22 protein-coding genes and 1 rRNA gene are annotated in these 25,076 nt (G+C 73.4%); 10 read left to right on the forward strand and 13 right to left on the reverse strand.

Features of this window, described 5'->3' with window-relative positions:
- Positions 1 to 172: ribosomal RNA gene (locus tag GA0070560_RS25540) — 16S ribosomal RNA — on the reverse strand; the annotation flags it as partial.
- Positions 173 to 649: 477 nt separating this feature from the next.
- The gene (locus GA0070560_RS25550) at positions 650 to 1,840 is read right to left on the reverse strand and encodes a glycosyltransferase (protein WP_245675710.1); all 1,191 of its coding nucleotides are present in this window, start codon (positions 1,838 to 1,840) and stop codon (positions 650 to 652) included.
- 350 nt (positions 1,841 to 2,190) lie between these two features.
- Here GA0070560_RS25550 and GA0070560_RS25555 point away from each other — a divergent pair, with 350 nt between their 5' ends.
- The gene (locus tag GA0070560_RS25555; protein WP_091302300.1) at positions 2,191 to 3,594 is read left to right on the forward strand and encodes a DivIVA domain-containing protein; all 1,404 of its coding nucleotides are present in this window, start codon (positions 2,191 to 2,193) and stop codon (positions 3,592 to 3,594) included.
- Between the two features lie 44 nt (positions 3,595 to 3,638).
- Here the strand turns inward: GA0070560_RS25555 and GA0070560_RS25560 are convergent, their stop codons facing one another.
- The 4 genes from GA0070560_RS25560 to GA0070560_RS25575 form a co-directional block, all read right to left on the reverse strand.
- Positions 3,639 to 3,971 (reverse strand): zinc-binding dehydrogenase, encoded by a 333-nt coding sequence (locus tag GA0070560_RS25560; RefSeq protein WP_170839583.1) that lies wholly within the window; start codon positions 3,969 to 3,971, stop codon positions 3,639 to 3,641.
- A gap of 130 nt (positions 3,972 to 4,101) precedes the next feature.
- On the reverse strand, positions 4,102 to 4,911 hold the full coding sequence (locus tag GA0070560_RS25565; protein ID WP_091302304.1) for a nucleotidyltransferase: 810 nt from the start codon (positions 4,909 to 4,911) through the stop codon (positions 4,102 to 4,104).
- Positions 4,912 to 4,964: 53 nt separating this feature from the next.
- Complete coding sequence (locus GA0070560_RS25570; protein WP_211565996.1) at positions 4,965 to 5,597, reverse strand: hypothetical protein; 633 nt, start codon at positions 5,595 to 5,597, stop codon at positions 4,965 to 4,967.
- Between the two features lie 155 nt (positions 5,598 to 5,752).
- Positions 5,753 to 6,562, reverse strand: coding sequence for a diacylglycerol/lipid kinase family protein (locus tag GA0070560_RS25575; protein WP_245675711.1), 810 nt, complete (start codon positions 6,560 to 6,562; stop codon positions 5,753 to 5,755).
- Between the two features lie 241 nt (positions 6,563 to 6,803).
- On the opposite strand from GA0070560_RS25575, the gene GA0070560_RS25580 reads away from it, so the two are divergent.
- Together GA0070560_RS25580 and GA0070560_RS25585 are read left to right on the forward strand one after the other, a co-directional pair.
- Positions 6,804 to 7,802, forward strand: coding sequence for a helix-turn-helix domain-containing protein (locus tag GA0070560_RS25580; protein ID WP_170839584.1), 999 nt, complete (start codon positions 6,804 to 6,806; stop codon positions 7,800 to 7,802).
- Between the two features lie 239 nt (positions 7,803 to 8,041).
- On the forward strand, positions 8,042 to 8,995 hold the full coding sequence (locus GA0070560_RS25585) for an alpha/beta fold hydrolase (protein ID WP_091302308.1): 954 nt from the start codon (positions 8,042 to 8,044) through the stop codon (positions 8,993 to 8,995).
- Here GA0070560_RS25585 and fxsT read toward each other — a convergent pair.
- The 5 genes from fxsT to GA0070560_RS25610 all read right to left on the reverse strand — a co-directional run bounded on the left by fxsT (position 8,989) and on the right by GA0070560_RS25610 (position 17,394).
- Positions 8,989 to 12,906 carry an FxSxx-COOH system tetratricopeptide repeat protein gene (fxsT, locus tag GA0070560_RS25590; RefSeq protein WP_091302311.1) on the reverse strand — a complete coding sequence of 1,306 codons (3,918 nt, stop codon included), beginning with the start codon at positions 12,904 to 12,906 and terminating at the stop codon, positions 8,989 to 8,991. The two genes, GA0070560_RS25585 and fxsT, sit on opposite strands and share 7 nt — an antisense overlap.
- On the reverse strand, positions 12,903 to 14,069 hold the full coding sequence (locus tag GA0070560_RS25595; protein ID WP_091302313.1) for a TIR-like protein FxsC: 1,167 nt from the start codon (positions 14,067 to 14,069) through the stop codon (positions 12,903 to 12,905). Before GA0070560_RS25595 ends, fxsT begins: the two co-directional genes overlap by 4 nt.
- Positions 14,056 to 14,736, reverse strand: a complete 681-nt coding sequence (locus tag GA0070560_RS25600; protein WP_091302314.1) for a TIR-like protein FxsC — start codon at positions 14,734 to 14,736, stop codon at positions 14,056 to 14,058. The genes GA0070560_RS25595 and GA0070560_RS25600 overlap by 14 nt, the downstream gene beginning before the upstream one ends.
- Positions 14,737 to 14,900: 164 nt before the next feature.
- Positions 14,901 to 17,243, reverse strand: a complete 2,343-nt coding sequence (locus tag GA0070560_RS25605) for an FxsB family cyclophane-forming radical SAM/SPASM peptide maturase (protein WP_091302316.1) — start codon at positions 17,241 to 17,243, stop codon at positions 14,901 to 14,903.
- Positions 17,215 to 17,394: a hypothetical protein gene (locus GA0070560_RS25610; RefSeq protein ID WP_091302318.1), complete on the reverse strand. Its 180-nt coding sequence runs from the start codon at positions 17,392 to 17,394 to the stop codon at positions 17,215 to 17,217. The genes GA0070560_RS25605 and GA0070560_RS25610 overlap by 29 nt, the downstream gene beginning before the upstream one ends.
- Before the next feature lie 302 nt (positions 17,395 to 17,696).
- On the opposite strand from GA0070560_RS25610, the gene GA0070560_RS25615 reads away from it, so the two are divergent.
- From GA0070560_RS25615 to GA0070560_RS25635, 5 genes are all read left to right on the forward strand, one after another.
- Positions 17,697 to 18,119: a TOBE domain-containing protein gene (locus GA0070560_RS25615; protein ID WP_091302321.1), complete on the forward strand. Its 423-nt coding sequence runs from the start codon at positions 17,697 to 17,699 to the stop codon at positions 18,117 to 18,119.
- 2 nt (positions 18,120 to 18,121) lie between these two features.
- On the forward strand, positions 18,122 to 18,898 hold the full coding sequence (gene modA, locus GA0070560_RS25620) for a molybdate ABC transporter substrate-binding protein (protein WP_091302386.1): 777 nt from the start codon (positions 18,122 to 18,124) through the stop codon (positions 18,896 to 18,898).
- Positions 18,895 to 19,716, forward strand: a complete 822-nt coding sequence (locus GA0070560_RS25625; protein ID WP_091302322.1) for an ABC transporter permease — start codon at positions 18,895 to 18,897, stop codon at positions 19,714 to 19,716. Before modA ends, GA0070560_RS25625 begins: the two co-directional genes overlap by 4 nt.
- Entirely contained in the window at positions 19,713 to 20,774 is a 1,062-nt protein-coding gene (locus GA0070560_RS25630; protein WP_091302324.1) for an ABC transporter ATP-binding protein, read from the forward strand. The genes GA0070560_RS25625 and GA0070560_RS25630 overlap by 4 nt, the downstream gene beginning before the upstream one ends.
- Before the next feature lie 74 nt (positions 20,775 to 20,848).
- Positions 20,849 to 21,295, forward strand: coding sequence for an OsmC family protein (locus GA0070560_RS25635; protein WP_245675714.1), 447 nt, complete (start codon positions 20,849 to 20,851; stop codon positions 21,293 to 21,295).
- A 7-nt stretch (positions 21,296 to 21,302) separates the two neighbouring features.
- Here the strand turns inward: GA0070560_RS25635 and GA0070560_RS25640 are convergent, their stop codons facing one another.
- Positions 21,303 to 21,761 (reverse strand): GbsR/MarR family transcriptional regulator, encoded by a 459-nt coding sequence (locus GA0070560_RS25640; protein WP_091302327.1) that lies wholly within the window; start codon positions 21,759 to 21,761, stop codon positions 21,303 to 21,305.
- Positions 21,762 to 21,846: 85 nt separating this feature from the next.
- On the opposite strand from GA0070560_RS25640, the gene GA0070560_RS25645 reads away from it, so the two are divergent.
- On the forward strand, positions 21,847 to 22,758 hold the full coding sequence (locus GA0070560_RS25645) for an ABC transporter ATP-binding protein (RefSeq protein WP_091302329.1): 912 nt from the start codon (positions 21,847 to 21,849) through the stop codon (positions 22,756 to 22,758).
- Positions 22,751 to 23,539, forward strand: coding sequence for an ABC transporter permease subunit (locus GA0070560_RS25650; protein ID WP_091302331.1), 789 nt, complete (start codon positions 22,751 to 22,753; stop codon positions 23,537 to 23,539). The genes GA0070560_RS25645 and GA0070560_RS25650 overlap by 8 nt, the downstream gene beginning before the upstream one ends.
- An 11-nt stretch (positions 23,540 to 23,550) precedes the next feature.
- On the opposite strand, the gene GA0070560_RS25655 is transcribed toward GA0070560_RS25650, so the two are convergent.
- Entirely contained in the window at positions 23,551 to 24,879 is a 1,329-nt protein-coding gene (locus GA0070560_RS25655; protein ID WP_342670440.1) for a cation:proton antiporter, read from the reverse strand.
- Between the last annotated feature and the right edge of the window lie 197 nt (positions 24,880 to 25,076).

Raw genomic sequence — 25,076 nt, forward strand, 5'->3', positions numbered from 1 at the left:
TATTCGGTATTAGCCCCGGTTTCCCGGGGTTATCCCAAAGCCTAGGGCAGGTTGCTCACGTGTTACTCACCCGTTCGCCGCTCGAGTACCCCGAAGGGCCTTTCCGCTCGACTTGCATGTGTTAAGCACGCCGCCAGCGTTCGTCCTGAGCCAGGATCAAACTCTCCAACAAAAACTGTTGAAAACATGTCCTGACAACAAAAGTGTTGCCAAAGGAATCCCAACCAACAACCCTCCCGAAGAAGGATCACCAGTCCGGGGTATAAATCAAATTGGCACTGGCTTATCAAGCACCCTGTTGAGTTCTCAAAGAACAACCACACACCGCCCAGAAACCCCGCAACCACGGAGCCCCCGACCCGGGGCATTTCATCCCACCACCCGCCGCTCTCGCGCCGGGCACTTTTACTACGTTACCCGCTGATATCCGCCGTGTCAAACCGCTCTGTCGCGATCCACACCACTTCCACCACAATTCCGGGCACCACAATTCGACCGGCTCTCACCGCCCATCTCGTGGATTCTCGACAGGACGGCCGGTCGAGGTTTCCCACGAACCCGCCCGCTTCCCTGCCGACGTGGAACCATACCCGGTCGGCTCCGCCCCACCAAATCGACCCCTGGCCGATTCGGGGGCACCGCCCGAACGTCAACTCCGCGCTCCGGCCTTCCAGGTCTTTCGCCCTGTTCGTCCGTTCCGCGCTGGCAGAGAGAAAGTTACGCGGCCGGCGAGTTGATCGTCAAATCCACGGGACGCGGCGGCGGTCACATTCCGCATCCCGAGCTGTCGTCCCATTTCAGAGCCTTGTGCCGGGTCGACAGGCTCACGCTCGGTCGAGGTGTCCCGGCAACTGGCGGGCCACCTCCTGCGGAGAGGGCAGCCGGGCGATCTCCTCGCTACCGCGCGGGCGGCGTCCCGGTGGCCGCCGTCTCCGTGCTGCGGCAACAACCGCGCGACATGGTCGGCGACGAACTCCGCGCTCACCTCCTCCGGGAGCAGTCGCAGCCCAGCCCCGGCGGCGCTGACCGCGTCGGCGTTGGCGAACTGGTCGGCGCCCTGGGGCAACACCAGCTGTGGCGCCCCGACGGCGAGCGCGCCGAGTGTGGTGCCGCTGCCACCGTGGTGCACGACCACGTCGACGGACGGCAACAGCTCCGCCTGCGGCACCCAGGCGTGCACGGAGACGTTGTCCGGCACGTCACGGAGCTGCTCCGGGCGCACTCGGCCGGCGGCGACCACCACGTACGCGTCCACCCGCGCCAGACCCTCGACGACCGTGCCGAGCAGTTCCGGGGTTCCGAAGACCGTGCCGAGGGTCAGGTAGACCAGTGGCTTCCCACCCCGCGCTGAACCCCACGCGGGCAGGGTGCCCGGCTCGGAGAACTGGACCGGACGTAGCGCGATGCGGTCCTCGGTGGCGAGGAAGCGCTGATCCTGCAGGGTGGGCGGGCAGATGTCGAGGTGCGCAAGTCGAGGCACCTCGCCGTTCGCCACGGGCAGTTCCAGACCGATCCCCTCCGGGAAGATCCGCCCGAATCCGTGCCAGATGCTCGGGATTCCGGCACGGTACGCGGCGACAGCCGCCCCCGGCAGTCCCCACTCGTGCACCACGAGGTCGGGTCGCAACCGGGCCAGCTCCGGTTCGAGGTCCTCGGCGTAGATGTCGTAGAACGCGTCCGCCGGACGGAAGGGACGCAGTCCGTTCGCGGCCAGCGGGGCGTGGACGGCCTCACCGGCGGCGAAGTGCACCTCGTGCCCGGCGTCGCGCGCCGCGATCGCGAGGGGAATCAGCGGGTAGGTGTGACCGACCGACGCGAGGCTGGTGAACAACAGACGCACGTCGTGAACCTACGCCCCGACCGGCCGCGCCCGGCCCGTCGCGAGGTCCGCAGGCACCCGACGGAAGCCGGCGACCGGCGGCTGTCGAGCCCGCCGCGCCCGGTGAGCGGCGGTTGCTCGGCCGCACCGCCCGGTCGCACGTCGTACCCCGGGAAGGGCCTGGGCCGTGACCGACGTGGACGGTCGGCGGAGCCGGGCCTCGTCCGACGGGGTGCAGCGACGCGCCCACCGGGTGTCCCGATCCGCGGGGCGGGCCTATGACCGGGGCCGGGACGACGGTAGCGTTGCGCCACATCACTGGCCCGTGGGCGAACATCCGCGTGGCGCTCGGAAGGTACGGAGGGTGCTGCATGTCCAACGGCGAGGAGCCGTTCGCGCTGCGTGACGACGTGGCCGGTCGGCCGCATTTCGAGACGGCCCTGCGCGGCTACGACAAGCGGCAGGTGGACCGGTACGTCGAGCAGACGGACGGCCAGCTGGCGACGATGACGGCGGAACGCGACCAGGCCGCCGGTCGGCTGCACGGCCTGACCACGCACATCCAGCGCCTGCAGGCGGAGGTGACCGAGCTGCGTCAGCGTCCGGCGCAGGTGGACCGGGCCTCCTTCCGGGACCTGGGGCCGATGGTGGACCAGATCCTGGCGCTGGCCGAGAAGCAGGCCGGGGTGATCACCGAGTCGGCGACGCAGCGGGCGAACAACCTCCAGGCTGAGGCGGAGAAGGTGCTGGCCGAGGCGCGCGAGCGGACCGTCCAGGCGCTGCGTGACCTGGACGAGGAGCTCGCCGCGCGCCAGGCCGAGCAGGACAAGGCGTACGAGGAGCGCCGTTCGGTGGCCGAGACGGAGCTGGCCGAGATCCACGAGCGGGCGGAGCGGCTGCGGGCCGAGGGCGAGGCGGCGCACGAGCGCGCCCAGCAGGAGGCGAAGCGGATCAGCGAGCAGACCGCCAAGCAGATCACCCAGACCCGGGCCGCCGCGGAGGCGCTGACGAAGGCGGCGCGGACCCAGATCCAGCAGGAGATCCAGGCGGCGCGCACGCAGAGTCAGCAGGAGTTGGCCCAACTGCACGCCAACGCGGAGAAGGAGATCGCCGAGCTGCGGGCCGCCGCCGAGCAGGAGTTGGTCGAGCACCGGACGGCAGCCGAGCAGGAGCTGACCAACCAGCACAGCGCCGCCGAGCAGCAGATCCAGTCGCTGATCGCGGAGGCGCAGCAGTACGCGACGGAGGTGCGCCAGCGCGCCGACGAGCAGGTGGCCGGGCACCAGGAGCAGCTGACCGCGGTGCAGCAGGAGATCGCGGAACGGCAGCAGGCGCTGACCCAGGTCCGGGAGGAGCTGGACACCGCCCGGCGGCAGCTCGCCGAGATCCAGCAGGAGGGCGACACCGCCGAACGGGACCTGGTGCAGGCGCAGCGACGCCTGGAGGAGGTCCGCCGGAGCCTCGCGACGGAGACCAGGCGGCTGGAGGAGGCCCGGCAGGCGGCCGACTCGGTGGAACGGCACGCCAAGGACGTGCGGGCGCGGGTGCAGCGCGAGGCGAAGCGGGTGGCCGACCTGGCGGCCGCCGCGGTGATGGCTGCCGCCGCGGGCGGGTCGGAGACCGCGGAATTCCCGGTGGTCACGGTCCGGCCGCCCGCCGAACCGCCGGCGGAGGAGACCCCGGAGGAGCGTCGCGGGCAGTTCACCGCCGACCGGCCGGCGCCCGAGTCGTACGTGCCGGCGGCGGCACACCGGCCGGAGGTGGTGGGCAGCTGACCGGCGTCGGCGGTGGGTGGGACCGGCTCTCCCACCCACCGGCCTCAGGGCAGGACGACGTTCCTGCCGCGGGCGTGGCCGCCCTCGACCTGCCGGATGGCGTCGCCCGCCTCGGCGAACGGCCAGGTCCGGTCCACGACCGGCCGGAGCTGACCGGCGTCGATCAGCACGGTCAGCGCGTCGAGGTTGTCGCTGCTCTCCTTGGCGGCCAGCGGGACGAGGCGCTGGCGTACCAGCGGGGGCAGCAGCAGGGCGCGCAGTTGGCGGTCGAAGCCCTGGAGCAGGCGTCCGCCGGCTGATTCGCCACCGACGAGGACCAGCGTGCCGGCGGAGCCGGGGGCGGATCCGGGCGGCGTCGCGGACGGCGGGGTCGACACCGGCGGCGGGCACCCGGACGGCACCTGGTCTGTCGCCGGGGCGGGGCCGGTAAGAGCACGAAGCCGAGATGGACGACGTCGGCGATCCGGCCCACGCCACCGGGTCGAGAATTCTTTGCACGCCCGCCGTTCAGCCCGCGTCGAGCACGCGGCGCAGCACCCACCCCTGGAAGTCGCGGGCCTCCGCGCCCCCCGGTGCGGTGCCGCCGGCCCGGGCCGCGACGCAGCGGGCGATCAGCTCCGGGTACGCCCCGGCGGCCGCGACCCGCTGCCCGGCCGCGACCTTCGACAGCCAGACGCCGTCACGGAGCCGGACCAGGGACCGACAGGCACCCAGCACCGCGTCCTCCGCGCCCGGCACCGGCGGGTCCCCGGCCGGCTCGGGCCCGTCCCCGGAAGGCTCGGGCGCGGCGGGACCGGGCAGGGCGAGCCACCAGCGCAACGCCTCGACGAGCAGCCGGTGCAGGTCGTCCGGGCGCAGGTCGGCGAAGACCTCGGTGGCGGGCGGGCCGAGCAGGGCGTACCCGTTCTGGTGCAGGATGCTGCGGTCCAGGCCGTACCAGAACCGGCCGTCGGCGGCGGGCCGGTCGGCGGGGTGGAGGGTGGCGCGGAACGGCATCCGCGCCCCGGTGTTCAGCTCCACCTCGAACCCCGGCTCCGGGGTGCCCGACCCGGCCACCGCGCGGGTGTAGACGACCAGTTCCAGGCCGCGCGCCGGGCACGGCAGCGCCTCGTGCCGCAGCCGGGCCACCAGTTCCCGCCTGCGGACGACGTCGAGGCGGTCGACAACGACGAGCGCCACGTCGACGTCGCTGCGGCCCGGCTGGTACGCGTCGAGTCCGACCGAGCCGGCCGCGTACGCGCCGACCAGCTCGACGCCGAGGACGTCGCGGGCCGCGCCGACCAGGTCGTCGAGGTAGCAGCGCACGGTCTGGTCCATCCCGCCATCCTGCCCCGCGAACCGGCGCAGGACCGCCCGGCGGTTGGCCGCCGCTACCCAACCCCGTCCCGGATGATCGCCTCGCCCTTGACCAGCCAGGCCACACCGAACGCCAGCACCGCCAGGGTCTCGCACCAGACGATCGGCTTGGTCGCGTCCTGGACGGTGTCGGGCAGGAACGTGCTGGCCACGGCGGCCACGATCGCGGCGACGATGAGCCAGCCGCAGACCCGGTACACCCGGTTGCGGATCAGCTTCTCGGGGGTCGGCACACCCGTCGGGTCGGTGCGGGTGAACAGCAGCAGGCAGAAACCGGCCAGGATCAGGAACAGGGCGGCGGCGCAGACCTGGTGCAGCCGCCCCACCAGCGTCTGCGCGGCGCTCGGCGAGCCGGGCGCGGTGGGCAGCAGCGCCACCGCGATCGACAGCACTCCGGCGACACTGCTGAGCACGTCGTCGAGACGGCGGTAGCGGTAGCAGACGAGAAAGACGCCGATCGCGCACATGCTGCCGACGAAGACATCCCGCATCGCCGTGTGGTACGCCCCGCTGATCGAGCCCAGCAGGATCGGCCGGCCGGCGACGAGGGCGTGGCCGGCGGTCAGCACGAACGGCAGGGCGATACCGACCACGCCGATGCCCAGGCGCAGCCGGCGGACCGTCAGCACGTCCTGCGACGGGACCAATCGCCCTCCCCCGGGAGGCTCCTGGCTCAACTGTCCGCCTCGGGGCAGCAGACCGTCAACGCCGCCGGCACCACCTTCACCTTCAGGCGCTTCGTGCGCGTCCGGGCACCGCCGTCCAACTCGTACGTCTTCGCCGCGGCGAACCGGACCTTGACCTACCGCCCGCGGGTGATCCGGACGAAGGGCGAGTCCTCCGACCGGCCGGTGGCCATCCGGCCCAGGGTGCGGGCCCAGTCGACCGCGCCGTCGGCGGTGGAGACGCCGATCTCCAGGGCGCCGTCGTCGGGGCGGGCGTCGTCGAAGGCCGGCACGCCGCCGGTGATGGTGCCGACGTTACCGAAGAGCACGCAGCTCGCCTCGCCGTCGAACCAGTCGGCGCCGTCGACCCGGATCCGGGTGCGGACCAGTTCACCCCGGACGTGACGCAGACCGGTCCAGACGTACGCGACCCGGCCGAGCCTGCCCTTGAGCTTGCGGTCGGCCTCCCGGATCAGGTCGCCGTCGAAGCCGGCGCCGGCCATCACCGCGAAGTGCTCGCCGTTGAGCCGGCCCAGGTCGAGCGTGCGTCGGCGACCGTGCAGCCCGATCCGGACCGCCTCGGCCAGGTCGGTGGGAATGCCCAGGTTGGTGGCGAACAGGTTGGCGGTGCCGGCGGGCAGGATCGCCATCGCGGCGGACGAGCCGGCGAGGGTGTCCGCGCAGCGCTGCACCATGCCGTCGCCGCCCCACACGAAAATAAGATCAGCGCCCTTCTCCAGCGCCTCACGGGCCTTCTCCGGGGCCTTACGGCTCTTCGGCACCTCGTACCAGAGCAGGCGCTCGACCCCGGCGGAGACGAGCGTCGCGCGCAGCTCGTCGAGGCCGCCGCCGAGGGTCTTCCTGCGGTGGGCGACGACGGCGACGGTGCCCGTGGTCGCGGCGGTCGCGGTCCGGTTGTCCGATTCCGTCGTGGTGCTGCTGCTCATGACCGGAAGTGATACCCCACCGCGTGCGATCCCACTCGTCCGACAAGATCGCCCGGACCCGGTGCCGGTCCGGGGCCCGAGAGGTGAGCACGTCGGCAGCGACCCGCTGTTGGCCGCGCCGCAACAGGCCGTTCACACCCCGGCCGCCTGCCGGCCAGGCAGGCTGCAACGCCGCGAGATGATGGCTGGCGCGACCGCAACACCTGGGACACACTTGAGGCCCGACGACGAGGACGGGGGCATGGGTAGCTCCACACAGGACGACACGGCTGCGGCTTTCGTGCGGGAGCTCACGCACTGGCGCCACCAACGCCGGCTGTCCAAGAAGGAACTGGCCGAGCGGACCGGCTTCGACCCGTCGTACGTCAGTCACATCGAGAACGGCCGGCACCAGCCGACCGAGGAGTTCGCCCGCCGGGTCGAACTGGTGCTCGACAGCGGAAACCGGATCTGGCAGCGCTACGTCGCGTTCGCCGGCACCCGGGGCCCGGCCGGCCGGGCCTCCGGGCTCGGCCCCACCGCCGTCCCCCCGCCGGCCGGGCCACACCTGGTCATCGACGACGAGCAGGCCGACCTGTCCCTGGTCGACGGCGGGTACGAGTGCCGCTTCCGACGGGTGCTGCACAGCGTCGGCACCGAGCCGATCACCCGGCACACGGTGCAGATCGACATCGACCGGTTCCCCGACGACCCGGCCCGGTCCACCGCCTTCCACAGCCGTCACCCGCTCACGCTGGACGAGGTGGGCTTCCAGGCGTCCCTCGGCGTCGAGCGGCCCGAACCGATGCGCTGGCGGATCACCCGCAGCCGGGACGCCTTCATGAAGATCGCCCTGCTGCTCGAGAGCGGCGGCGCCCCGGCACCGCTCTACCCCGGGCAGCGCACCGTGATCCACTACGCCTACCGGGTGCCGGTGTGGAAGTTCGGCGACTGGCTGCAACGCGACATCCGGCTACCCACCCGCCGTCTCACCGTACGGCTGGCCTTCCCCGCCGCCACCCGCCCGACGGTCTGGGCCAGCGAGACCTCCTTCACCGCGGAGAGCACCGCGGCCGTCACCCCCTTCCGGCAGGAACGCGAGGGCGTGGTGGCGTACGAGTGGGAGGTGCCCCGCCCCCGGCTGCGCGCCCAGTACCGGGTGCACTGGCGCTACGGCGACCCGGTGGCCGCCCTGGCCGGCGCCGACGTGCCGGTGGAGCTTCGCCGCCCGGACCCCGACACCCGGGCGACCGCCTGCTGACGCCCCCTCTTTCCGACCCCGGGCAGCCCCGGCGCCGGTGCCGTTCCGGCCGTGGAAGTTCCCGCCGGACGCGGCGGAAGCTGTCCTTTCCGACAGATCGGGCCGCTTGTCGACGCACTCCATAGCGTCACGACCGGCCCGACCGTTAGGCTCGAATGCCGAGTGGAGCCGGATCAGCGTCACCACTCGGCGCCGGGTTACGGACGTGGGCTGAACGCAGCACCGGAAGGCAGGCTGGAGTGACCCGAGAAGGCGAGCCTGGGGCCGAATTCGCCCACCGCGCCGACAACCGGCGCGTGGCGTACGAGGTCACCGGCGCGCCCGACGGTCACCCCGTCTTCCTCATGCACGGCACCCCCGGCAGCCGGCGCGGACCCAAACCCCGCGGCATCGTGCTCTACCGCCTCGGTGTGCGCCTCATCGCCTACGACCGCCCCGGCTACGGCGACTCGGAGCGGCGCGAGGGACGCGACGTCGCAGACGCCGCACGCGACGTGGAGGCGATCGCCGACCAACTCGGGTTGGAACGCTTCGCCATCGCCGGCCGCTCCGGCGGCGGCCCGCACGCGCTCGCCTGCGCGGCCGACGGCGCGCTGCGCGGCCGGGTGAGCCGGGTCGCGGTACTGGTCAGCTTCGCCCCGGCCGACGCGCCCCAGCTCGACTGGTTCGCCGGGATGAACAGCGACAACGTGCGCGGGTTCGGCGGCCGGGAACACCTCGACACGGCGGCGATGATCGCGCAGATCCGGCAGCGCGCCGAGCGGGCCGCCGAGGATCCGAGGTTCCTGCTGGAGGAGCTGATGGTGCAGATGAGCGCGGCGGACCGGCGGGCGGTCAACGACGCCGCACTGCGGCGGCTCATCGCCGACACCTACGAGGAGGCGCTGCGCGCCGGCCCGTACGGGTGGATCGACGACGTGCTGGCGCTGCGCCGCAGCTGGAAGTTCGACCTCGGCGCGATCGACACCACGGCCACCCCGGTACGGCTGTGGCACGGCGCGGAGGACACCTTCGCCCCGGTCGGACACGCCCGGTGGCTCGCCGGGCAGATCCCGGGCGCACAGATCGAGGTCCAGCCCGGCGCGGCGCACTTCGACGCCGTGGAGGAGCTGCCCCGCGTGCTGCGCTGGCTCATCGACGCGGACGTGCCGGCCGGCCGCGAACTGCTGATCGGCACCCGACACGCTCAGTAGTGGTGCGGGTCAAGGACCCGGCGGACCAGACGGCCGTCCCGCAGCACGATGACGCTGGGGTGGTGCTGACCGATCCGGTCGGCGAGCCGGTCGGCGATCCGGGTCCGCCCGATGCTGACCCGACCACCCGAGGCCATCTGGTGCACCGTCTCCAGGTTGCCCATGCTGCGCAGGGTGTCAGGATGCTCCGGTCCGAGCACCTGGGTCATCCGGTCGACCACGTCGCGCAGCTGCGCGCGCCCGCCCTCCAGGTCGCCGGAGTAGACGGCGAAGACCGCCATGTTGTTCTCCGCCGCCATCACGAACGGGTGCTCCGCGTCCAGCGCCGCGCGCAGCGCCTCACCCGCCGACACGGCCAGCGGGGTGGCGGTCTGCGGGTCCCCCGCGTCCCAGGTCGCCACGGCGAGGTTGTTCCGGCAGACCAGCACGTACGGATGCTCGGCGCCGAAGATCTGGGCGAAGACCCGCCCCGCCTCGACCAGTTCCGCGCGGGCCCGCTCGGCCTCGCCCTGCAGCATCAGGTTGGCCGTCCAGCTCAGCCAGGCGAAGAGGGTGTCCGGGCTGGTCGGGCCGAAGCTGACGCGCAGCCGCTCGTAGGCGACCTCCAGCAGCTCCGCCGCCGCGGCGATCTCACCGGTGCTGCGCAGTGAGGCGGCGAGGCTGGCCTGGGTGACCAGCACGTCGCGGGACTGGTCGCCGAAAAGTCCCCGGTAGCCCTCCACAACGCCGCGCAGCAGCGCCACGGAACGCTCGTACTCGCCGACCTCGCGCAGGTCACGGGCGAGGTTGCTGGCGGAGAGCAGGGTACGCGGGTGGTCCGTGCCGAGGACCAGGCGCAGCCGCCGGTGGGTGTTCTCGTTGAGTTCCAGGGACTTCGCGAAGTGCCCCACCATCTGGTACGACGCGGCGAGGTTGTTCGCCGAGACCAGGGTGCGGCGGTGGTCCTCGCCGAACACGTCCACCGACGCCGCGTACGTGCGCAGGTCCCGCTCCAGCGCCTCCCGGTAGCGGCCGAGCGCCCGCAGGTCGCCGGCGTAGCCGCCGGCCGTCATCAGGGTGTACGGGTGGCTGGGGCCGATCAGCTCCTCCTGCTGGCGCAGGGTTTCCTCGTCCAGCCGGCAGGACTCCTCGAAGCGGCCCAGGCTGCGCAGCAGGTTCGCCCAGTTGAACCGCAGGTGCAGCAGCTGCACCAGCGGCGCCCGGTGCGCGGCGGAGCCCGGGGACAGCTCGCCCAGCCGGGTGGACCAGATCTCGTCCGCCTGCCGGGCGTACTGCTCGCCCTGTTCGAGACCGCCATTGAGGTAGATGTAGCGAATCCGGTCGATGACCATCTGCCGGACCTCGTCGTCGTGGCAGGAGACCGCGTCGGAGCCGTCCAGGTGGGGCCAGAGGATGCGGAAACGCTCCTGCAGGGCCGGGTCCTCCACCTCACCCGACGGGCGGGACCCGGCGAGGATGCGGTGCACGTCGTGCTTGACCTCGTTCAGCTCACGGTCGGACATCCGGACCCGCAGCGCCGCCTGGAGCAACCGGTGCACCTGCACCCGGTGGGCGTGCAGGTCCACCTTGATCAACGCCAGCCGGTTGATCCGCTGCACCAGCGCCGCGGCGATGTCCCGCTCGGAGACCCGGTCGGCGACGCGCGCCGCCACGACCGGGTCGTGCGGGGCGATCACCCGCGCCACCTGGTCGCCGTAGAGCAGGTCCAGGGAGATCTCCGGGGCGAGCACCGAGGCGAGCTGGAGCAACCGGTACGCCCCGGCGGACTGCTCCTTCAACCGTTGCAGCGACCAGCCCCACACGTCGGTCTCCGGGCCGGTGCGCTCCAGCCCGGCCAGGTACTCCCCGACCGGAGTGCCGGTGTCGGCGAGCCAGGCGCCGGCCATCGCGACGAGGATCGGGATGTTCTCCACCGCGTCGGCGACCCGCTCGGCCTCGGCCACGCTCATCAACTCCGCGCCGATGCGCGAGCGCAGGTGCGTCACGCTCTCCGCACGCTGGAACGCCTCGACGTCGATCGCCCGGGCCAGATCACCCCAGTCCGGGTTGCGGGTGGTGACCAGCACGTGCCCGTTGCCCTGCGGCAGATGCTCCTTGACGTCCTCGTACTGGTCGGCGTTGTCGAAGACGAGCAGCCAGCGCAGCGGCTGGCCGGTGCCGTCGCGCCGCTCGCCGCGGCTGAGCCACTGCCGTACGGCCCGGGTCCTCTCCGGGATGGGCGCCAGCTCCGGCAGGCCGAGCTCCCGGCCGAGGTCGGCGACCTTTTCGTCGACGAACTGGGGCGGGTCCGCGTCGATCCACCAGACGATGTCGTACGCGCCGCGGAAGCGGTGGGCGTACTCGATGGCGAGCTGGGTCTTGCCGATGCCCGCGCCACCGCGCAGCGCCACCGGGACGGCCTCGGCGCCACCGGCCTTGAGCTCCTCGCGCAACCGGCGCAGCAGCAGCTCGCGACCGGTGAAGCGGACGTTGCGGCCCGGCGGGTTGAACACCTCTGCCCCGAGGGCCGGGAACCGGGCGCCCGGAACGGCGTGCCCGCGCTCGCCCGGCACCCGTCCGACGAGCTTGAGCAGCTGCTCGGCGGCGGCCTCGGCGCTGCGGTCGTGCACCGAGGCCCAACTGCCCACCGGCACGTCCGGCGCGGGGGTGGTGTCGTCGAGGTGCAGGGCCAGGGTTGGCACGCCGGGAGGGACCAGGTCCGCGGCGAACCGGCCCCGGCCGGCCCGGTACGCCCGCGACACCAGCCGCAGCTCACGGTGGGTGACCCCGGCCCGGGCCGGGAGCGGCTCGTCCGGCGCGACGGGCTGCACCCGCAGGTCCGCCGCGGTGAGCACGGCCTGCGCCCACTCCGCCCAGGCCTGGTCCTCGGCGACGTGCCGGAGCACGATCAGCTCGTCGGCGGTGGCCGGCTTGCGCTCGAAGCGCTGCACGGTCTGCCGGCGCAGCGCCTCGTCGATGCGGGGCAGCGCGGTGATCCGGCCGTTGGTGATGTGACTGGTCAACGTCTCGTAGGCCGACAGCAGGGTGGTCCGGCCGCCCGGCTCGTCGCCGAAGGTCGCCAGGGTCTCCTCGTAGGCGTAGTACGCCCGGTAGGGCACCTCGACGGTCAGCCAGTACTCCTGCCGCTCGGCGTCGGTCATCCCGCTGGGCAGGCCCGCGAAGCGCTGCATGGCCAGCGCCCGACCGGCGTCGCGCTTACCCTTCTCGCCGTCGTCGACCCGCATCGGCACCGGCAGCACCCGCCGCGCGCGCCGGCCCTCGTAGCCCCGGACCCGGCCGGCGACGTCGGCGGCGCCGTCGATGCCCTGGCCGCTGAGGGTGAAGCAGTCGACCAGCACGTCCGGCAGGTGGATGGTGCAGATCTCGGCGACGTCGCTGATGCCGGTGCGGCTGTCGATCAACGTCCAGTCGTAGTGCCGTTTCATGTCCTCGCGCAGCGCGTCGAAGAACTGTGCGCCGCCGAGCCGGTTGTAGAAGTTGTCCCAGTTCAGCCCGGTGACGCTGGTGGCGTAGTCGGGGTTGTGCCGGCCCGCGAGCAGCAGGTCGAGGCTGCCGCCGCCGGGGAAGTCCCAGCTCACCGAGAAGGCGTAGTTGTGCACCCGGGCGTACTGGCGGTGCCAGTCGCCGGGGCGTGCGGCGGCGTCGCCGGGCGCCCTGCGCCGCCGGGCGTTCTCCCACTCGTACTCCAGGATCAGATCCATCACCCCGCCGGTGGAGGCGACCTGCTCCGGGTCGAGGAACGGCGCGAAGAAGCGGTGCAGGCCCGGGGATTCCAGGTCCCAGTCGGCGACCAGCACCCGCTGGCCGTTGGCGGCCAGGATCCAGGCCGTGTTGGCCAGCGCCATGGTGCGGCCGGTGCCGCCCTTGTAGGAGTAGAAGGTGACGACCTGGCCCTCACGTGGTTGCGTCAACGGTCTTCCTTCCCTCGCGGTACGTCTGATGGGCCGTCCGGTCGCAGGCTGGGCCGGGGCACGGTCGGGCCGTCGGGCGGGTCGACCGGGCCGTGCCGCAGGAACAGCTTGCGGGCCTCGATCACGAGCTGCGGGGCGCTGCGCTCGAACTCGACGATCTCCCGCACCGGCAGCACCTGCGGGAACCGCGCGTCCTGCAAGCTACCGGCGATCGTCTCGGGCGTGGTGTCGCCACGCGCACCGTCGGGGGCGATGACCAGCGGGACGGCCCAGCGCGGCAGCGCGTCCACCGCCGCGCGCGCGTCGCCGGGGTCGACGGTGGCGTCCACCAGCACGACCGTGGGGCTCTCCGGCGCCCGGGCCCGGGCCTCGGCGATCTCGACCACCCGGGTGGGCAGGCCCAGCCGCTCGGCGGTGGCCGCCACGTAGTCGGCGACGGCGAGGGCGTGCTGGTCGCCGTACGGTCGCCAACGGACTCCGTGCGGGGTGACCGTGGTGATCACCAGCGGCGTGTCCCCGGAGTCGACCACCGGGCTGCTGGCCGGCGTGGCCGCCCGGGACGGGGCGAGCGGATCGGACTCGGCGACCGCGACGACCCGCTCGGCGAGCGCGGTGAGGACGCTCTCGTACTGCCGGCGGTAGGCGCTGAGCTTGCACAGCGCCCGCAGCCCGTTCTCGGCGTAGTCGGCGCGGTCGGCCGGGTCCCGCGCCAGCTCCAGCGCCTGCGCCGTCTCGGGCCGTTCCTCCCACGGCGACAGCGGCAGCCAGAGCACCGGCAGGACGTGCCGGGCGGCCCGCCCGGGTGGCAGCCCTCGCAGGCGACTGTGGAACGAGTCGCGCTCGCCGAGGGCCCAGGGGTTGCTGAAGTACTTCGGCGAGTAGAGCGGGACGAAGACCTGGGTGACGCTGAGCGCGTCGGTGAGCGCCCGCCTCAGGTCGGCGCCGGGTTCGACCAGGCCGTCGAAGAAACCCACGTCGAGTTCACCGGTCCGGCGGGCGGTACGCCGCACGGCGACGCCGAGGTCCTGGAAGAAGCGGTTGACCCAGAAGTCGGTGTCGGGCCGGGCCGCGGCGGAGAGCGGCACCGAGTGGGCGTAGCTGAGGAAGAAGTACGTCTGCCGGCCGGCGGGCACCCCTGCGGAGGAAGTGTCAGACCAGGTCATGCCCGACCTCCTCGAACGTGGCGCGGAGCTGGCCCATGTCGACGGGGACCTCCGCCCGCACCCAGTGCGTGTGGTACGCCCGGGCGACACGCTGGGCCAACCGCCAGACCACCGCGTCGTAGGCGTCCTTGCCGTTCTTGCCCAGGCTGAGCAGGCCGTAGATGCCCTCTTCCTGGTACTGCGGGGCGATCTCCGAGGGTAGCCGGGTCGGGCTGAACATCTGCCGCTGCGACACGACCGGCGGCATCGACCGGCGTTCCACCACCGACCAGTTGACCGGGATGATCGGGGTCTCCCCCGGCGTCGTCGCCGCGCCGGGGCGCAGGCTGACCCGGCGGCGGGCGAAGGCGTCCCACTCCCGGGCGCACCAGGCGCTGTTGAGGTACTGCGGTGAGATCAGCGGGATGAAGACCTGGCAGTGCCCGGCGGCGAAGGCGAGGTCGTCGGTCCACAGCTGCCCGCCGTCGAGCATCCGGTCCATGAACCCGGCCGGCCGTCCGGCCGGCAGCCCGAGCAGTTCGACCACGTGGTCGGAGAGGTCCACGAAGAGCTGGAAGACCTTCTGGTTGGTGTCCCTCGGCGGCGCGGCGACCCGGTTGCGGGTCCGGGCGTAGCTGAGGAAGAAGACAGGCGCTCCCGGGTCGACCCGGAAGTCTTCCTCCGCCACGCGCCACTCCCGCCCATTGTGGACATCCTCGGCCATCCACAGTATCGACAGCCGCACGATCCGCGCTGTCCCGCACGGCGACCGGCACCGCATCGCGCACCGCGGACCGGCCCGGTCACCCGCCCTGAACCGGTGCGCACGTCGTACGGGGGGCACCGCGGCGGTCACGGCCAACTGTCCAGGGTGTCGCGCATCCGACGCACGAACCGGTCTCCGGCGGTGGTGAGCGCGCCGAGGCCGAGCAGCGCGTCGAGGGCCCCGTCGGTCCAGTCGCGATAGCGGCGGAAGGCGGCGGCCGCGGCCGGGCCGGACCGGTGTCGCCACACGTCGGCGACCGCCAGGTGGGCGTACGTGCCGTGCAGGACCCCCTCGACCGGACGCGGGTCGGTGCGCCAGGGCACCGTCAGCCGGCGGTCGTCGTGGCGGTCGAACAGGTCGCAGACGTCGAGCACCGCGTCCAGCTTGAGGTGCTGCACCTCGTGGACCAGCAGCACCGCCAGCGCCGCGTCGTCGGGCGCGGGAGCCATCGCCACCGCCCCGAAGGCCGCCCCGGCGGCGGCGCTGCGCTGCACCCCGCTGTCGTCGGGCCGCAGCGGCACGACCGCGCGCAGCAGTGCCCGCAGGCCGGGGCTGTACCCGTCGGTCTCGGTGTCGACGCGGCGCAGCGCCCGGTCGAGCTGCCCGGTCCACCGTACGGCGTCGGCGGCGGCGAGACGGGCGGCGACCGGCAGGTCGTAGCAGTCCCGGTACGGGTCGGTGTCCTCGACCAGCAGGTCGCGCCCACCGGCCCGCACCCGCCGCGCCGGCAGCCAGTGCGCCGGCGCGGCGGCGTCGACCCGTACCCGGTGGTGCAGGCCGTCGACACGGACGTCGAAGCCGGCGTCGTGCACGGCGAGGCGGGCCGTGCGCGTGTCGGCGGCGACGGCGACGGTGAGCGTGCCGAGCGTGGGCAGGTGCAGCGCCCCGTCGTGGACCGGCACGTCGAGCTCGGCGTCGACCCCGGCCCGGATCGCGGCGGCAGCCGCCACGCAGGCGAGGTACGACACGTCTTCCGTCGCCGTGTCCCGGCACCGCTGCGCCCAGCGCCGGACGAACGGATGCTCCAGTACGGCACGGACGGCGTCGGGCGCGGTGACGTCGAGGTCGACCAGGAGCTGCCAGCCGCCCGCCGCCACCGGGTCGTCGCCCGCCCGAGGGCTGAGGGCGACGAGCAGAGCGCGGACCATGGCGACGTGGACCGAGGCGAGCTGGCGGGCGCTCCCCTCGCCGCCCCGACCGCCGGCGAGGTCGTCGAGCACCTCACGGCTGAGCGAGTCGGCGCCCTGCCGGCGGGCCGGCACGTACGCGGGGGTGCCCGCCATCGCGCTGATCAACTCCTTGAGGTCGGCGCAGTAGACGGACGGGTTGTCGAAACCGGTGCCGGCACGGTACCGGTGGGCGAAGAGCCCGCCGCCGCACTGGCGTACCACCTCGCAGTCGCGGCAGGTGGCGCTGAGGCCGGTCAGGCCGCTCTGCCGGATGGCGATCATCGGATGGGCAGCGGCATCGTCGACACCGTGCCGGAAGACGTCCAACCCGGTGGCCGCAGCGCCGTCGTACGCCGACTTGAGGGAGTCGACCTGCTCGAAGGAGCCGTCGGTCTCGATCACCACCAGGTCGGCGAAGCCGAGCCCCACCGCCTCCGTGCGACTGGTGCCGCCGGACGCGGTGGACAGCAGCGACTCCAGCAGCCGGATCGGCACCGGCCGCCCGTCGGCCAGCCAGCGCCGGTGGACAGCCAGCAGCCAGTCGGCGTACGGGGTGGCGACGCCGTCGGGGCGCGGCGGTGGGCGCTCCCAGTTCGCGTGCGGAAGCAGGAAGTCGATGTGTGGCGGCTGCTCGGCCAGCAGCGCCTCGTAGACGCGTACCGGATCGTTGTCCAGGTCGATGGTGCACAGGATGCCGGCGTAGCTGGCGCGGTACGCGGGTCGGCGCAGCAGCGCCAGCGCGCGCCGCACGGCGGCGTGGCTGCTCGCACCGTTGGCGTGGCGCCGGTGCCGGTCGTTGGCGGCGACGTCGCCGTCGAGGGAGACGCCCACCTTGACGTCGTGGGCGACCAGCACGTCGCAGATCTCCGGGGTGAGCAGCACACCGTTGGTCTGCATGCGCAGGTCGAGCCGGGTCACCGGATCGATGTGCCCGCGCAGTTCGGTGGCGGCGGCGGCGAGACCGGCCGCGCCGGCGAGCAGCGGCTCGCCGCCGTGCAGCACGACCCGCACGGTGTCGAGCCGGTGCGCGGCAGCATGCTCGGCGACGCGGCGGGCCGCGGCCCGCAGGGTGGCCGTCGCCATCACCCGCGGCTGCCGCCGCCAGGACTGGTCGGGGTGCTGGTAGACGTAGCAGTGGTCACACGCGAGGTCGCAGCGGCTGGTCAGCTTCAGCACGTACTGGCTCAGCGGGCTGACCCCGGCGGCGGGCTCCCTGCGCGGCTCGGCAGGGTCAGATCGCAGAACCGAAGCCCTGGACATCGACACCGGTCGGGCGGTTGACCCTGCGGTCGTGGGTGTGGGCGACGTCCCGCGCGCGGGAGAGCGGGATCTGGCCGAGTGGGGTGTGCCGGAGGTCGTCCAGCGGCGGCGGGGTCGGGGCCTGGTCGGGACGGACTGCGATGCGATCCACGTCGTTCCCCCAAGTGAGTCGGAGGTCGGCGGGCCTCGGCCCGGGACGACGGTCAACGCCGACCATCGACGATAATATATGGCACGCACGGTGATGTCACGGCCGCTCTGTGTTCATCCGTATCGTCTGCAGCTCCGGCGCCCGGCCCGTCAGCCCGGGGCGCCCTCCCGCCCGCGGCCCTTCGGCCGGCCCACCGCAGCCCCTCGGCACCGCAGTTGCGGCCGAAATCCCGCCACCGCCCTTTGGTACGCGAGGGCACAGCCCCCTTTCGTCACGTGTTCGCGGCCGGCTAGGGTGGCGCGGTGACCGTGTTCCGGATCAGTGAGGCCGCCGAGCTGCTCGGCGTCAGCACCGACACCGTGCGGCGCTGGATCGACGCCGGGCGGCTGGCCGCCAGCCGGGACGAGCACGGCCACCGGCTCGTCGACGGCGTCGACCTGGCCGGCTTCGTCCGCGGCCAGGGCACCGGGCCCGACGGCGGGGCCGAGTTCTCCTCGGCCCGCAACCGGCTGCGTGGGATCGTCACCGCCGTCGTCAAGGACACGGTGATGGCGCAGGTCGACATCCAGGCCGGACCGTTCCGGGTGGTGTCGCTGATGAGCCGGGAAGCGGTCGACGAGCTGGGCCTCACGGTCGGGTCGGTCGCCGTCGCCGTGATCAAGTCGACCGCCGTCGTCGTGGAGCGGGCCGCCCCCGGCGGCACCCGGGCAAGGGGCGGCGCGTGAGGATCCGCCGGGCCCTCGCCGCCCTGTGCGGGTCGGCCCTGCTCGCCGTGGCCGGCTGTGCCCCGGCCGACGAGCCGGCCGGCCGCGACGGCGTGGCCGGGACGGTGACCGTGTTCGCCGCCGCGTCGCTCACCGAATCGTTCCGCACCCTGGGCCGGGAGTTCGAGGCCGCCCACCCGGACGCCACGGTCACCTTCAACCACGCCGGCAGCTCGGCGCTGGCCGCCCAGATCACCCAGGGCGCGCCGGCCGACGTGTTCGCCTCGGCATCCCCGGTCAACATGACGACCGTCGCCGACGCCGGCGCGGTCGCCGGCACCCCGTACGTGATCGCCCGCAACCAGCCCGTCATCGCCGTGCCGAAGGGCAACCCGGGCAGGGTGGCCGGGCTGGCCGACCTCGCCCGGCCCGGCGTCAAGGTGGCGCTCTGCGCCGAGCAGGTGCCCTGCGGCACCGCCGCCCGCACCGCGCTCGCCACGGCCGGCGTCACGCTCACCCCAGTCACCCTGGAGCAGGACGTCAAGGGTGCCCTGGCCAAGGTACGGCTCGGCGAGGTGGACGCCGCGCTGGTCTACCGCACCGACGTACGCCCCGCCGCGGCCGACGTCGACGCCGTGGAGTTCCCCGAGGCGGCCGTTGCGGTCAACGACTACCCGATCGCCGTGCTCACCGACGCGCCGAACCCGGTCGCCGCCCGCGCGTTCGTCGAACTGGTCCGCAGCGACCGCGGCCGGGCCGTCCTCGCCGCCGCCGGTTTCCAACAGTCGGGGCGGGGGTGACCGTCCCCGCCGACGCCCCGCCCCGCCGGCGGCGACCCGGGCAGCGGGTGCCGGTGGCGCTGGCCGTACCGGCCGCCCTCGGGCTGCTCTTCCTGGTGCTGCCGTTGATCGGGCTGCTGGCCCGGACCCCGTGGGACAGCCTGCCGCAACGGCTGACCGCCCCGGGGGTGCTCACCGCGCTGCGGCTGTCGGTGCAGTCCGCCACCCTGGCCACCCTGCTCTGCCTGGCGCTCGGCGTCCCCCTGGCCTGGCTGCTGGCCCGGGCGCAGTTCCCCGGCCGGCGGATCGTACGGGCGTTGGTGACCGTGCCGCTGGTGCTGCCGCCGGTGGTCGGCGGGTTGGCGCTGCTGCTGGTCTTCGGCCGCCGGGGCCTGCTCGGGCAGTGGTTGGACACCACCTTCGGCGTCACCCTGCCCTTCACCACCACCGGCGTGGTGCTCGCCGAGGCGTTCGTCGCCATGCCGTTCCTGGTCATCGCCGTGGAAGGGGCGCTGCGCGGCGCCGACAGCCGCTACGAGGAGGCCGCCACCACCCTCGGCGCCGGCCGCTGGACCACCTTCACCCAGGTCACCCTGCCGCTGATCGCCCCCGGTGTGGCCGCCGGCGCGGTGCTCTGCTGGGCCCGCGCGCTCGGCGAGTTCGGTGCCACCATCACCTTCGCCGGCAACTATCCCGGCCGCACCCAGACCATGCCGCTCGCGGTCTACCTGGCGCTGGAGACCGACCTGGAGGCCGCGATCGTGCTCAGTCTCATCCTGCTCACCGTCTCGGTGGCGATCCTGGCCGGGCTGCGGGACCGCTGGATAGGCCACCCGTGACCGCGCCACCGCTCGACGCCCACCTGGTCGTGGACCGGGGTGGCTTCCGCCTCGACGTGCCGCTGCGGGTCGCCGCCGGCGAGGTGGTGGCGCTACTCGGCCCGAACGGGGCCGGCAAGACCACCGCCCTTCGTGCTCTCGCCGGGCTGCAACCACTCACCGCCGGGCACGTCACCGTCGACGGCGTCGACCTGGACCGGCCCGCAGGCGACCGGTGGGTGCCGCCGGAACGGCGGCGCTTCGGCGTGGTGTTCCAGGACTACCTGCTCTTCCCCCACCTCAGCGCGCTGGACAACGTCGCGTTCGGGCCCCGTCGGCAAGGGCTGGACCGACGCGCGGCGCGGGAGCGGGCCGCCGGGTGGCTGGAGCGCGTCGGCCTGGGCGGGTACGCCCGGCGTCGGCCCCGGGAACTCTCCGGCGGACAGGCGCAGCGGGTGGCCCTGGCCCGCGCGCTCGCCGTACGACCTCGGGTGCTGCTGCTCGACGAGCCGCTCGCGGCGCTGGACGCCCGCACCCGGTTGGAGACCCGGGCCGAGCTGCACCGGCACCTGGCCGACCACGACGGCGCGGCGCTGCTGGTCACCCACGACCCGCTGGACGCGCTCGCCCTGGCCGACCGGCTGGTGATCGTCGAGGAGGGCCGGGTGGTGCAGGAGGGGGACGCGGCGGCGGTGACCGCCCGGCCGCGCACCGACTACGTCGCCCGCCTCGTCGGGCTCAACCTCTACCGTGGCCGGGCCGACGGCGGCCGGGTACGCCTTTCCGGCGGCTTCACCCTGGCCAGCACCGACCGGGTCGACGGGGACGCGTTCGTGGTGTTCCCGCCCGCCGCCGTGGCGCTGCACCCGCGCCGCCCGGAAGGCAGTCCCCGCAACACCTGGCCGGCCACCGTCGCCGGGGTCCAGCGGCACGGCGACAACCTGCGGGTGCAGCTGACCGGCGCGCTCGACGCGGCCGCCGACGTGACCCCGGCCGCCGTCGCCCAGTTGCGACTGGTCCCGGGGCAGCAGGTGTGGGCGGCGGTCAAGGCCAGCGAGACCCGCGCCTACCCGGCCTGACCGGCGACAGGTCGAAGGTCCCGCCGGGACGGGTCGACCGCCGTGTGCCGCCATACCCCAGGGGGTGTTAACTGGTGGCGACGGACAAGCAGGAGGACGACATGCGACAGCAGGCCGAGGTCAGCACCCGCCAGATCGACGCCCGGTTCCTCGACGGCGAGGCGTACGAGTTCACGGCGCGTGGGCACCGCGTACGGGTGGACCAGCCGGTGACCGACGGCGGCGACGACACCGCCCCCACCCCGGTGGAGCTCTTCGTCGGATCGCTCACCACCTGCGTGGCCTTCTACGCCGGGCGTTACCTGACCCGGCACGGGCTCAGCCGGGACGGCCTGCGGGTCCGCGCCGACTACGAGATGGCCGCCGACCGGCCGGCCCGGGTGGCCACGCTCCGGTTGACCGTGCACGTCCCGCCGGGGCTGCCCGCCGACCGGCGGGCCGCGCTGCTCGCGGTGGCCTCGCACTGCACGGTGGGCAACACCCTGGCCGCCGCCCCGGACGTCAGCGTCGAGCTGGCCTGAGCGGCAGTCACCGGGAGCCGGCCCGATCGGCGCGCCATCGCTCGATGAGGGCCGGCATCTCCCGCCAGAGGTAGTCGTAGAAGTCCCGCATCTCGGCGAGGCGACGTCCGGCGGGGCTGTCCGGCCCGGTCGCGGCGATGCCCTGCTCGGCAGCGTCGCGCATGACGGTGACGACGGCGTTCTGGTTGGACATCAGCGTGGCCCAGGCGCCCTCGCGGATGCGGAAGTGCTCGCGGCGACTGCCCGGCGCGGGCACCCGCTCGATCAGCCCGATGCCGGTCAGGGACTTCAGTGCCGTGGAGACGCTGCCCGAGCTGATGGTGAGCGCCTCGGCTATCTCGCCGGCCGTCATCGTCTCCTGCTCGGTGAAGAGCAGGGCCGCGAGCACCCGCGCGGTCATCCGTTGCAGGCCCCCCTCGGCGAGGACCAGGGCGAGCCGTTCCGCCGGATCGCTCGTCGCCGTCATGCCGTCGCCTCCCTCTCGGTTCCGACTCGAACCCTAACATCTTTGCATCTTCAGAAATCTCTGAAGGTTCGATAATGTCGGAGGCATGAGTGAGGTCATCCGACTCGAGAAACTGACAAAGACGTACGGTCGCCGTCGCGGGCTGGCCGGCCTGGACCTGACGGTGGGCGAAGGAGAGGTCTTCGGGTACCTGGGACCCAACGGCGCGGGCAAGTCGACCACCATCCGGCTGCTGCTGGACCTGATCCGTCCCACCGACGGCCGCGCCCTGCTGTTCGGCACGGACTGCCGGCGGGCCGTGGCACACCTGCGCCGGCGGATCGGCTACCTGCCCGGTGACTTCACCGTCGCACCCCGGCAACGGGTCGAGCAGTGCCTCGACCACCTCGCCGCGCTGCGCGGCGGCGTGCCCAGGGCCCGCATCGACGCGCTGGCCGGCCGACTGGACCTCGACCTGGGCGCCCGCATCGGCGCGCTGTCCAAGGGCAACCGACAGAAGGTCGGCCTGGTGCAGGCCTTCATGCACCGACCCGACCTGCTGATCCTCGACGAACCCACCTCCGGCCTGGACCCGCTGGTGCAACAGACCTTCCTCGACCTGGTCCGCGAGGCGAAACTCGCCGGCCAGACGGTCTTCATGTCGTCGCACGTGCTGACCGAGGTGGAGGCGGTGGCCGACCGGGTCGGCATGATCCGTGAGGGTCGCCTGGTCGCCCTGGACACCGTCGCCCAGCTGCGCGACCGGGCCGCCCACGACGTCGAGATCACCTTCGTCGGGCCCGCCGACCAGGCCGGGCTCGCCGCCCTGCCGGAGGTCTCGGACCTGGTGGTCGACGGGCAGACCGCCCGCCTGCGCCTGTCCGGCAGCCCGGACGCGCTGATCCGCCTGCTCGCCGGACACCGCCTGGCCCGGCTACGGGTGACCGAGCCCGACCTGGAACACCTCTTCCTCGCCCACTACCGCACCGACGACACCGTGGAGGCCAGCCGTGCCTGAGGTCATGACCCGCACCCTCTGGGAGGGGCGCCGGGCGCTCGCCGGATTCGCCGCCGGGACGGCGCTGGTCGGCGCCCTCTACGCCGGCTTCTACCCCCAGGTCGCCGATGGCGCGATGGGCCAGGCGGTGCAGGGCTTCTCCCCCGCCATGCGCGAGGCCCTGCGGATGGAGGACCTCACCTCCGCCGCCGGCTACCTCGGCTCCAGCGTGTTCGGCATCATCGTCCCGCTGGTCGCCGTGATCTGGGGCGTCGCCACCGGCGCCCGGGCGATCGCCGGCGAGGAGGAGGCCGGTCACCTCGACCTGCTGCTGGCCCACCCGGTGTCCCGGACGAGGGTGGTGCTCGACCGCTTCGCCGCCCTGACCGCCGGCGCCGCGCTGATCGCCGCCGCCGTCTGGGTGGCCATGCTGGCCGTACGCCCCGGCGCCGACCTCGGTGACGTCGGCGTCGTCGAGTTCGCCGCCCAGTGCCTGGCCCTGGCGCTGCTCGTCGTCGTCTTCGGCACCCTCACCCTGGCCATCGGCGCGGCCACCGGCAGCCGGGGCGCGGCGCTCGGCGGCGGCGCGGCCGCCGTGGCCCTCACCTACGTCATCCAGGCGCTCGCCGGCCAGCTCGGTGCGGGCGCCCTGCGCCACCTCTCGCCCTTCCACCACTACATCGGCGGAGAGCCGCTGCGGCACGGCTTCCAGTGGGACGGCCTCGCCACGCTGGCGGGGACCGCGCTGGTCCTGCTGGCCGTCGCGGTGCTGAGCTTCGACCGCCGCGACCTGGCCACCTGAGACGTCTGGCGCTACGTCGTGCCGGGCCGCCCGTGCGGGGCGGCGTCCTCGACCGGTGCTCCGCCGGTGGGGGCGTCGCCCGCTGCCGGGTCGACGCGACGCGCCGACCCGGTCGCCGAGCGGCGCGACCGGAGCCGGTGCAGCACCCCGTGCCAGTGCGGGGTGTCGCGGGTGTCGTCGAACGCTTGGGCCACCACGACGTCGGTCGACGAGTGCGCCAGGATCGAGATCACGATGGTCAACGCCACCAGGTGGAACACCTCGTCCGCGGCCGCGATACCGGACTCCAGCACCAGCAGCCCGTAGACGACCGAGGCGAACCCCTTCGGCCCGAACCACATGGCGGCGGCCTGCTCCCGCAGGCTCAGCCCCGAGCGCAGGAAGGAGATCCACAGCGCGACCGGCCGGGCCACGACGATCGCCAGCACGGCGAACACCCAGCCGGCCCAGGAGATCTCCCCGAGGAACTCCACCGAGATCAACGCCCCGAACACCAGCAGCGCGGCCAGCTTCAGCAGCTCGGCCACGTTCTCGCCGAAGTGCTCGAACGCGACCCGCTCCCGCGGTCCGAAGGTGGCCACGGTGATGCCGGCGGCGAACGCGGCCAGGAACAGGTTCCCGTGCGTCGCCTTGCCCAACGCCAGCACCAGCAGCCCGATGGCCACCCCGTTGAGCGGGGCGTACGCCGCCGACGCGGCGAACCAGCGGGTCCGCTCCAGCGCGATCGCCAGCAGCGGCACCAGCACGCCGATGAGCAGCCCGAGGAGCAGCTCGGTCGCCAGCTCCCCCAGGTGCAGGTCGTCCGAGCCGGCGGCCACGGCCAGGAGCACGACCACGAACGGCAGGGCCAACCCGTCGTTGACACCCGACTCCACGTTCAGCAGGTGCCGCAGCCGCGCCGGCACCTTGTCGTTGCCGACCAGGGCGGCGGCGAAGACCGGGTCGGTCGGGGCGAGGATCGCCCCGACCAGCAGCGCCTCCGGCCAGTCCAGCCCGGCGACATAGTGCGCCAGCACGGCGGTGACCAGCAGGGTCAGCGGCAAACCCCAACCCAGCGCGCGTCCGGGCAGGCGCCACGCGGAGCGCAGGTCGGCCCAGCCGACCCGCATCCCGTCGGTGAGCAGCACGGCGAAGAGCGCCAGCTCGGCCAGCTGCGCCACGATCGGTGAGTCCGCCCGCAGGTGCAGCACCCCGCCGGTGTCCTCACCGAGCACGAAGCCGGCCACCAGGAACAGCGCCGCGGTGGAGAGGATCGTCCGGTGGGCCAGGGCGGAGACGAGCACCGCCGCCAGCAGGACGACGGCGAAGGACAGCAGCAGCACGGCAACCTCCGGAGGCACGACGAATCACGGTGCCGACCAGGCTTCCCGGCGCTCCACGAATCCGGGTGATCATAACCATCGACCGCAAGAGCCGAAAACGCCTCAGCCTCCGCCCCGAGCCGGCACCCGGCCCGACGATCCCCGACGTCAGGTGCGTGCGATGATCCGCCTGTGGCGATGACGGTCCGGTACGGCGAGCCGGCAGGACAGCAGGC

Origin of the sequence: Micromonospora halophytica (assembly GCF_900090245.1) — a bacterium.
Classification (GTDB): domain Bacteria; phylum Actinomycetota; class Actinomycetes; order Mycobacteriales; family Micromonosporaceae; genus Micromonospora; species Micromonospora halophytica.

Bases quoted from the DNA above. Each gene is read 5' to 3' on its own strand.
- GA0070560_RS25640 (WP_091302327.1), bottom strand. From the start codon at position 21,761: ATGACGGCGACGAGCGATCCGGCGGAACGGCTCGCCCTGGTCCTCGCC.
- GA0070560_RS25575 (WP_245675711.1), bottom strand. From the start codon at position 6,562: ATGAGCAGCAGCACCACGACGGAATCGGACAACCGGACCGCGACCGCC.
- GA0070560_RS25580 (WP_170839584.1), top strand. From the start codon at position 6,804: ATGGGTAGCTCCACACAGGACGACACGGCTGCGGCTTTCGTGCGGGAG.
- GA0070560_RS25565 (WP_091302304.1), bottom strand. From the start codon at position 4,911: ATGGACCAGACCGTGCGCTGCTACCTCGACGACCTGGTCGGCGCGGCC.
- GA0070560_RS25645 (WP_091302329.1), top strand. From the start codon at position 21,847: ATGAGTGAGGTCATCCGACTCGAGAAACTGACAAAGACGTACGGTCGC.
- GA0070560_RS25595 (WP_091302313.1), bottom strand. From the start codon at position 14,069: ATGACCTGGTCTGACACTTCCTCCGCAGGGGTGCCCGCCGGCCGGCAG.
- GA0070560_RS25555 (WP_091302300.1), top strand. From the start codon at position 2,191: ATGTCCAACGGCGAGGAGCCGTTCGCGCTGCGTGACGACGTGGCCGGT.
- GA0070560_RS25605 (WP_091302316.1), bottom strand. From the start codon at position 17,243: ATGTCCAGGGCTTCGGTTCTGCGATCTGACCCTGCCGAGCCGCGCAGG.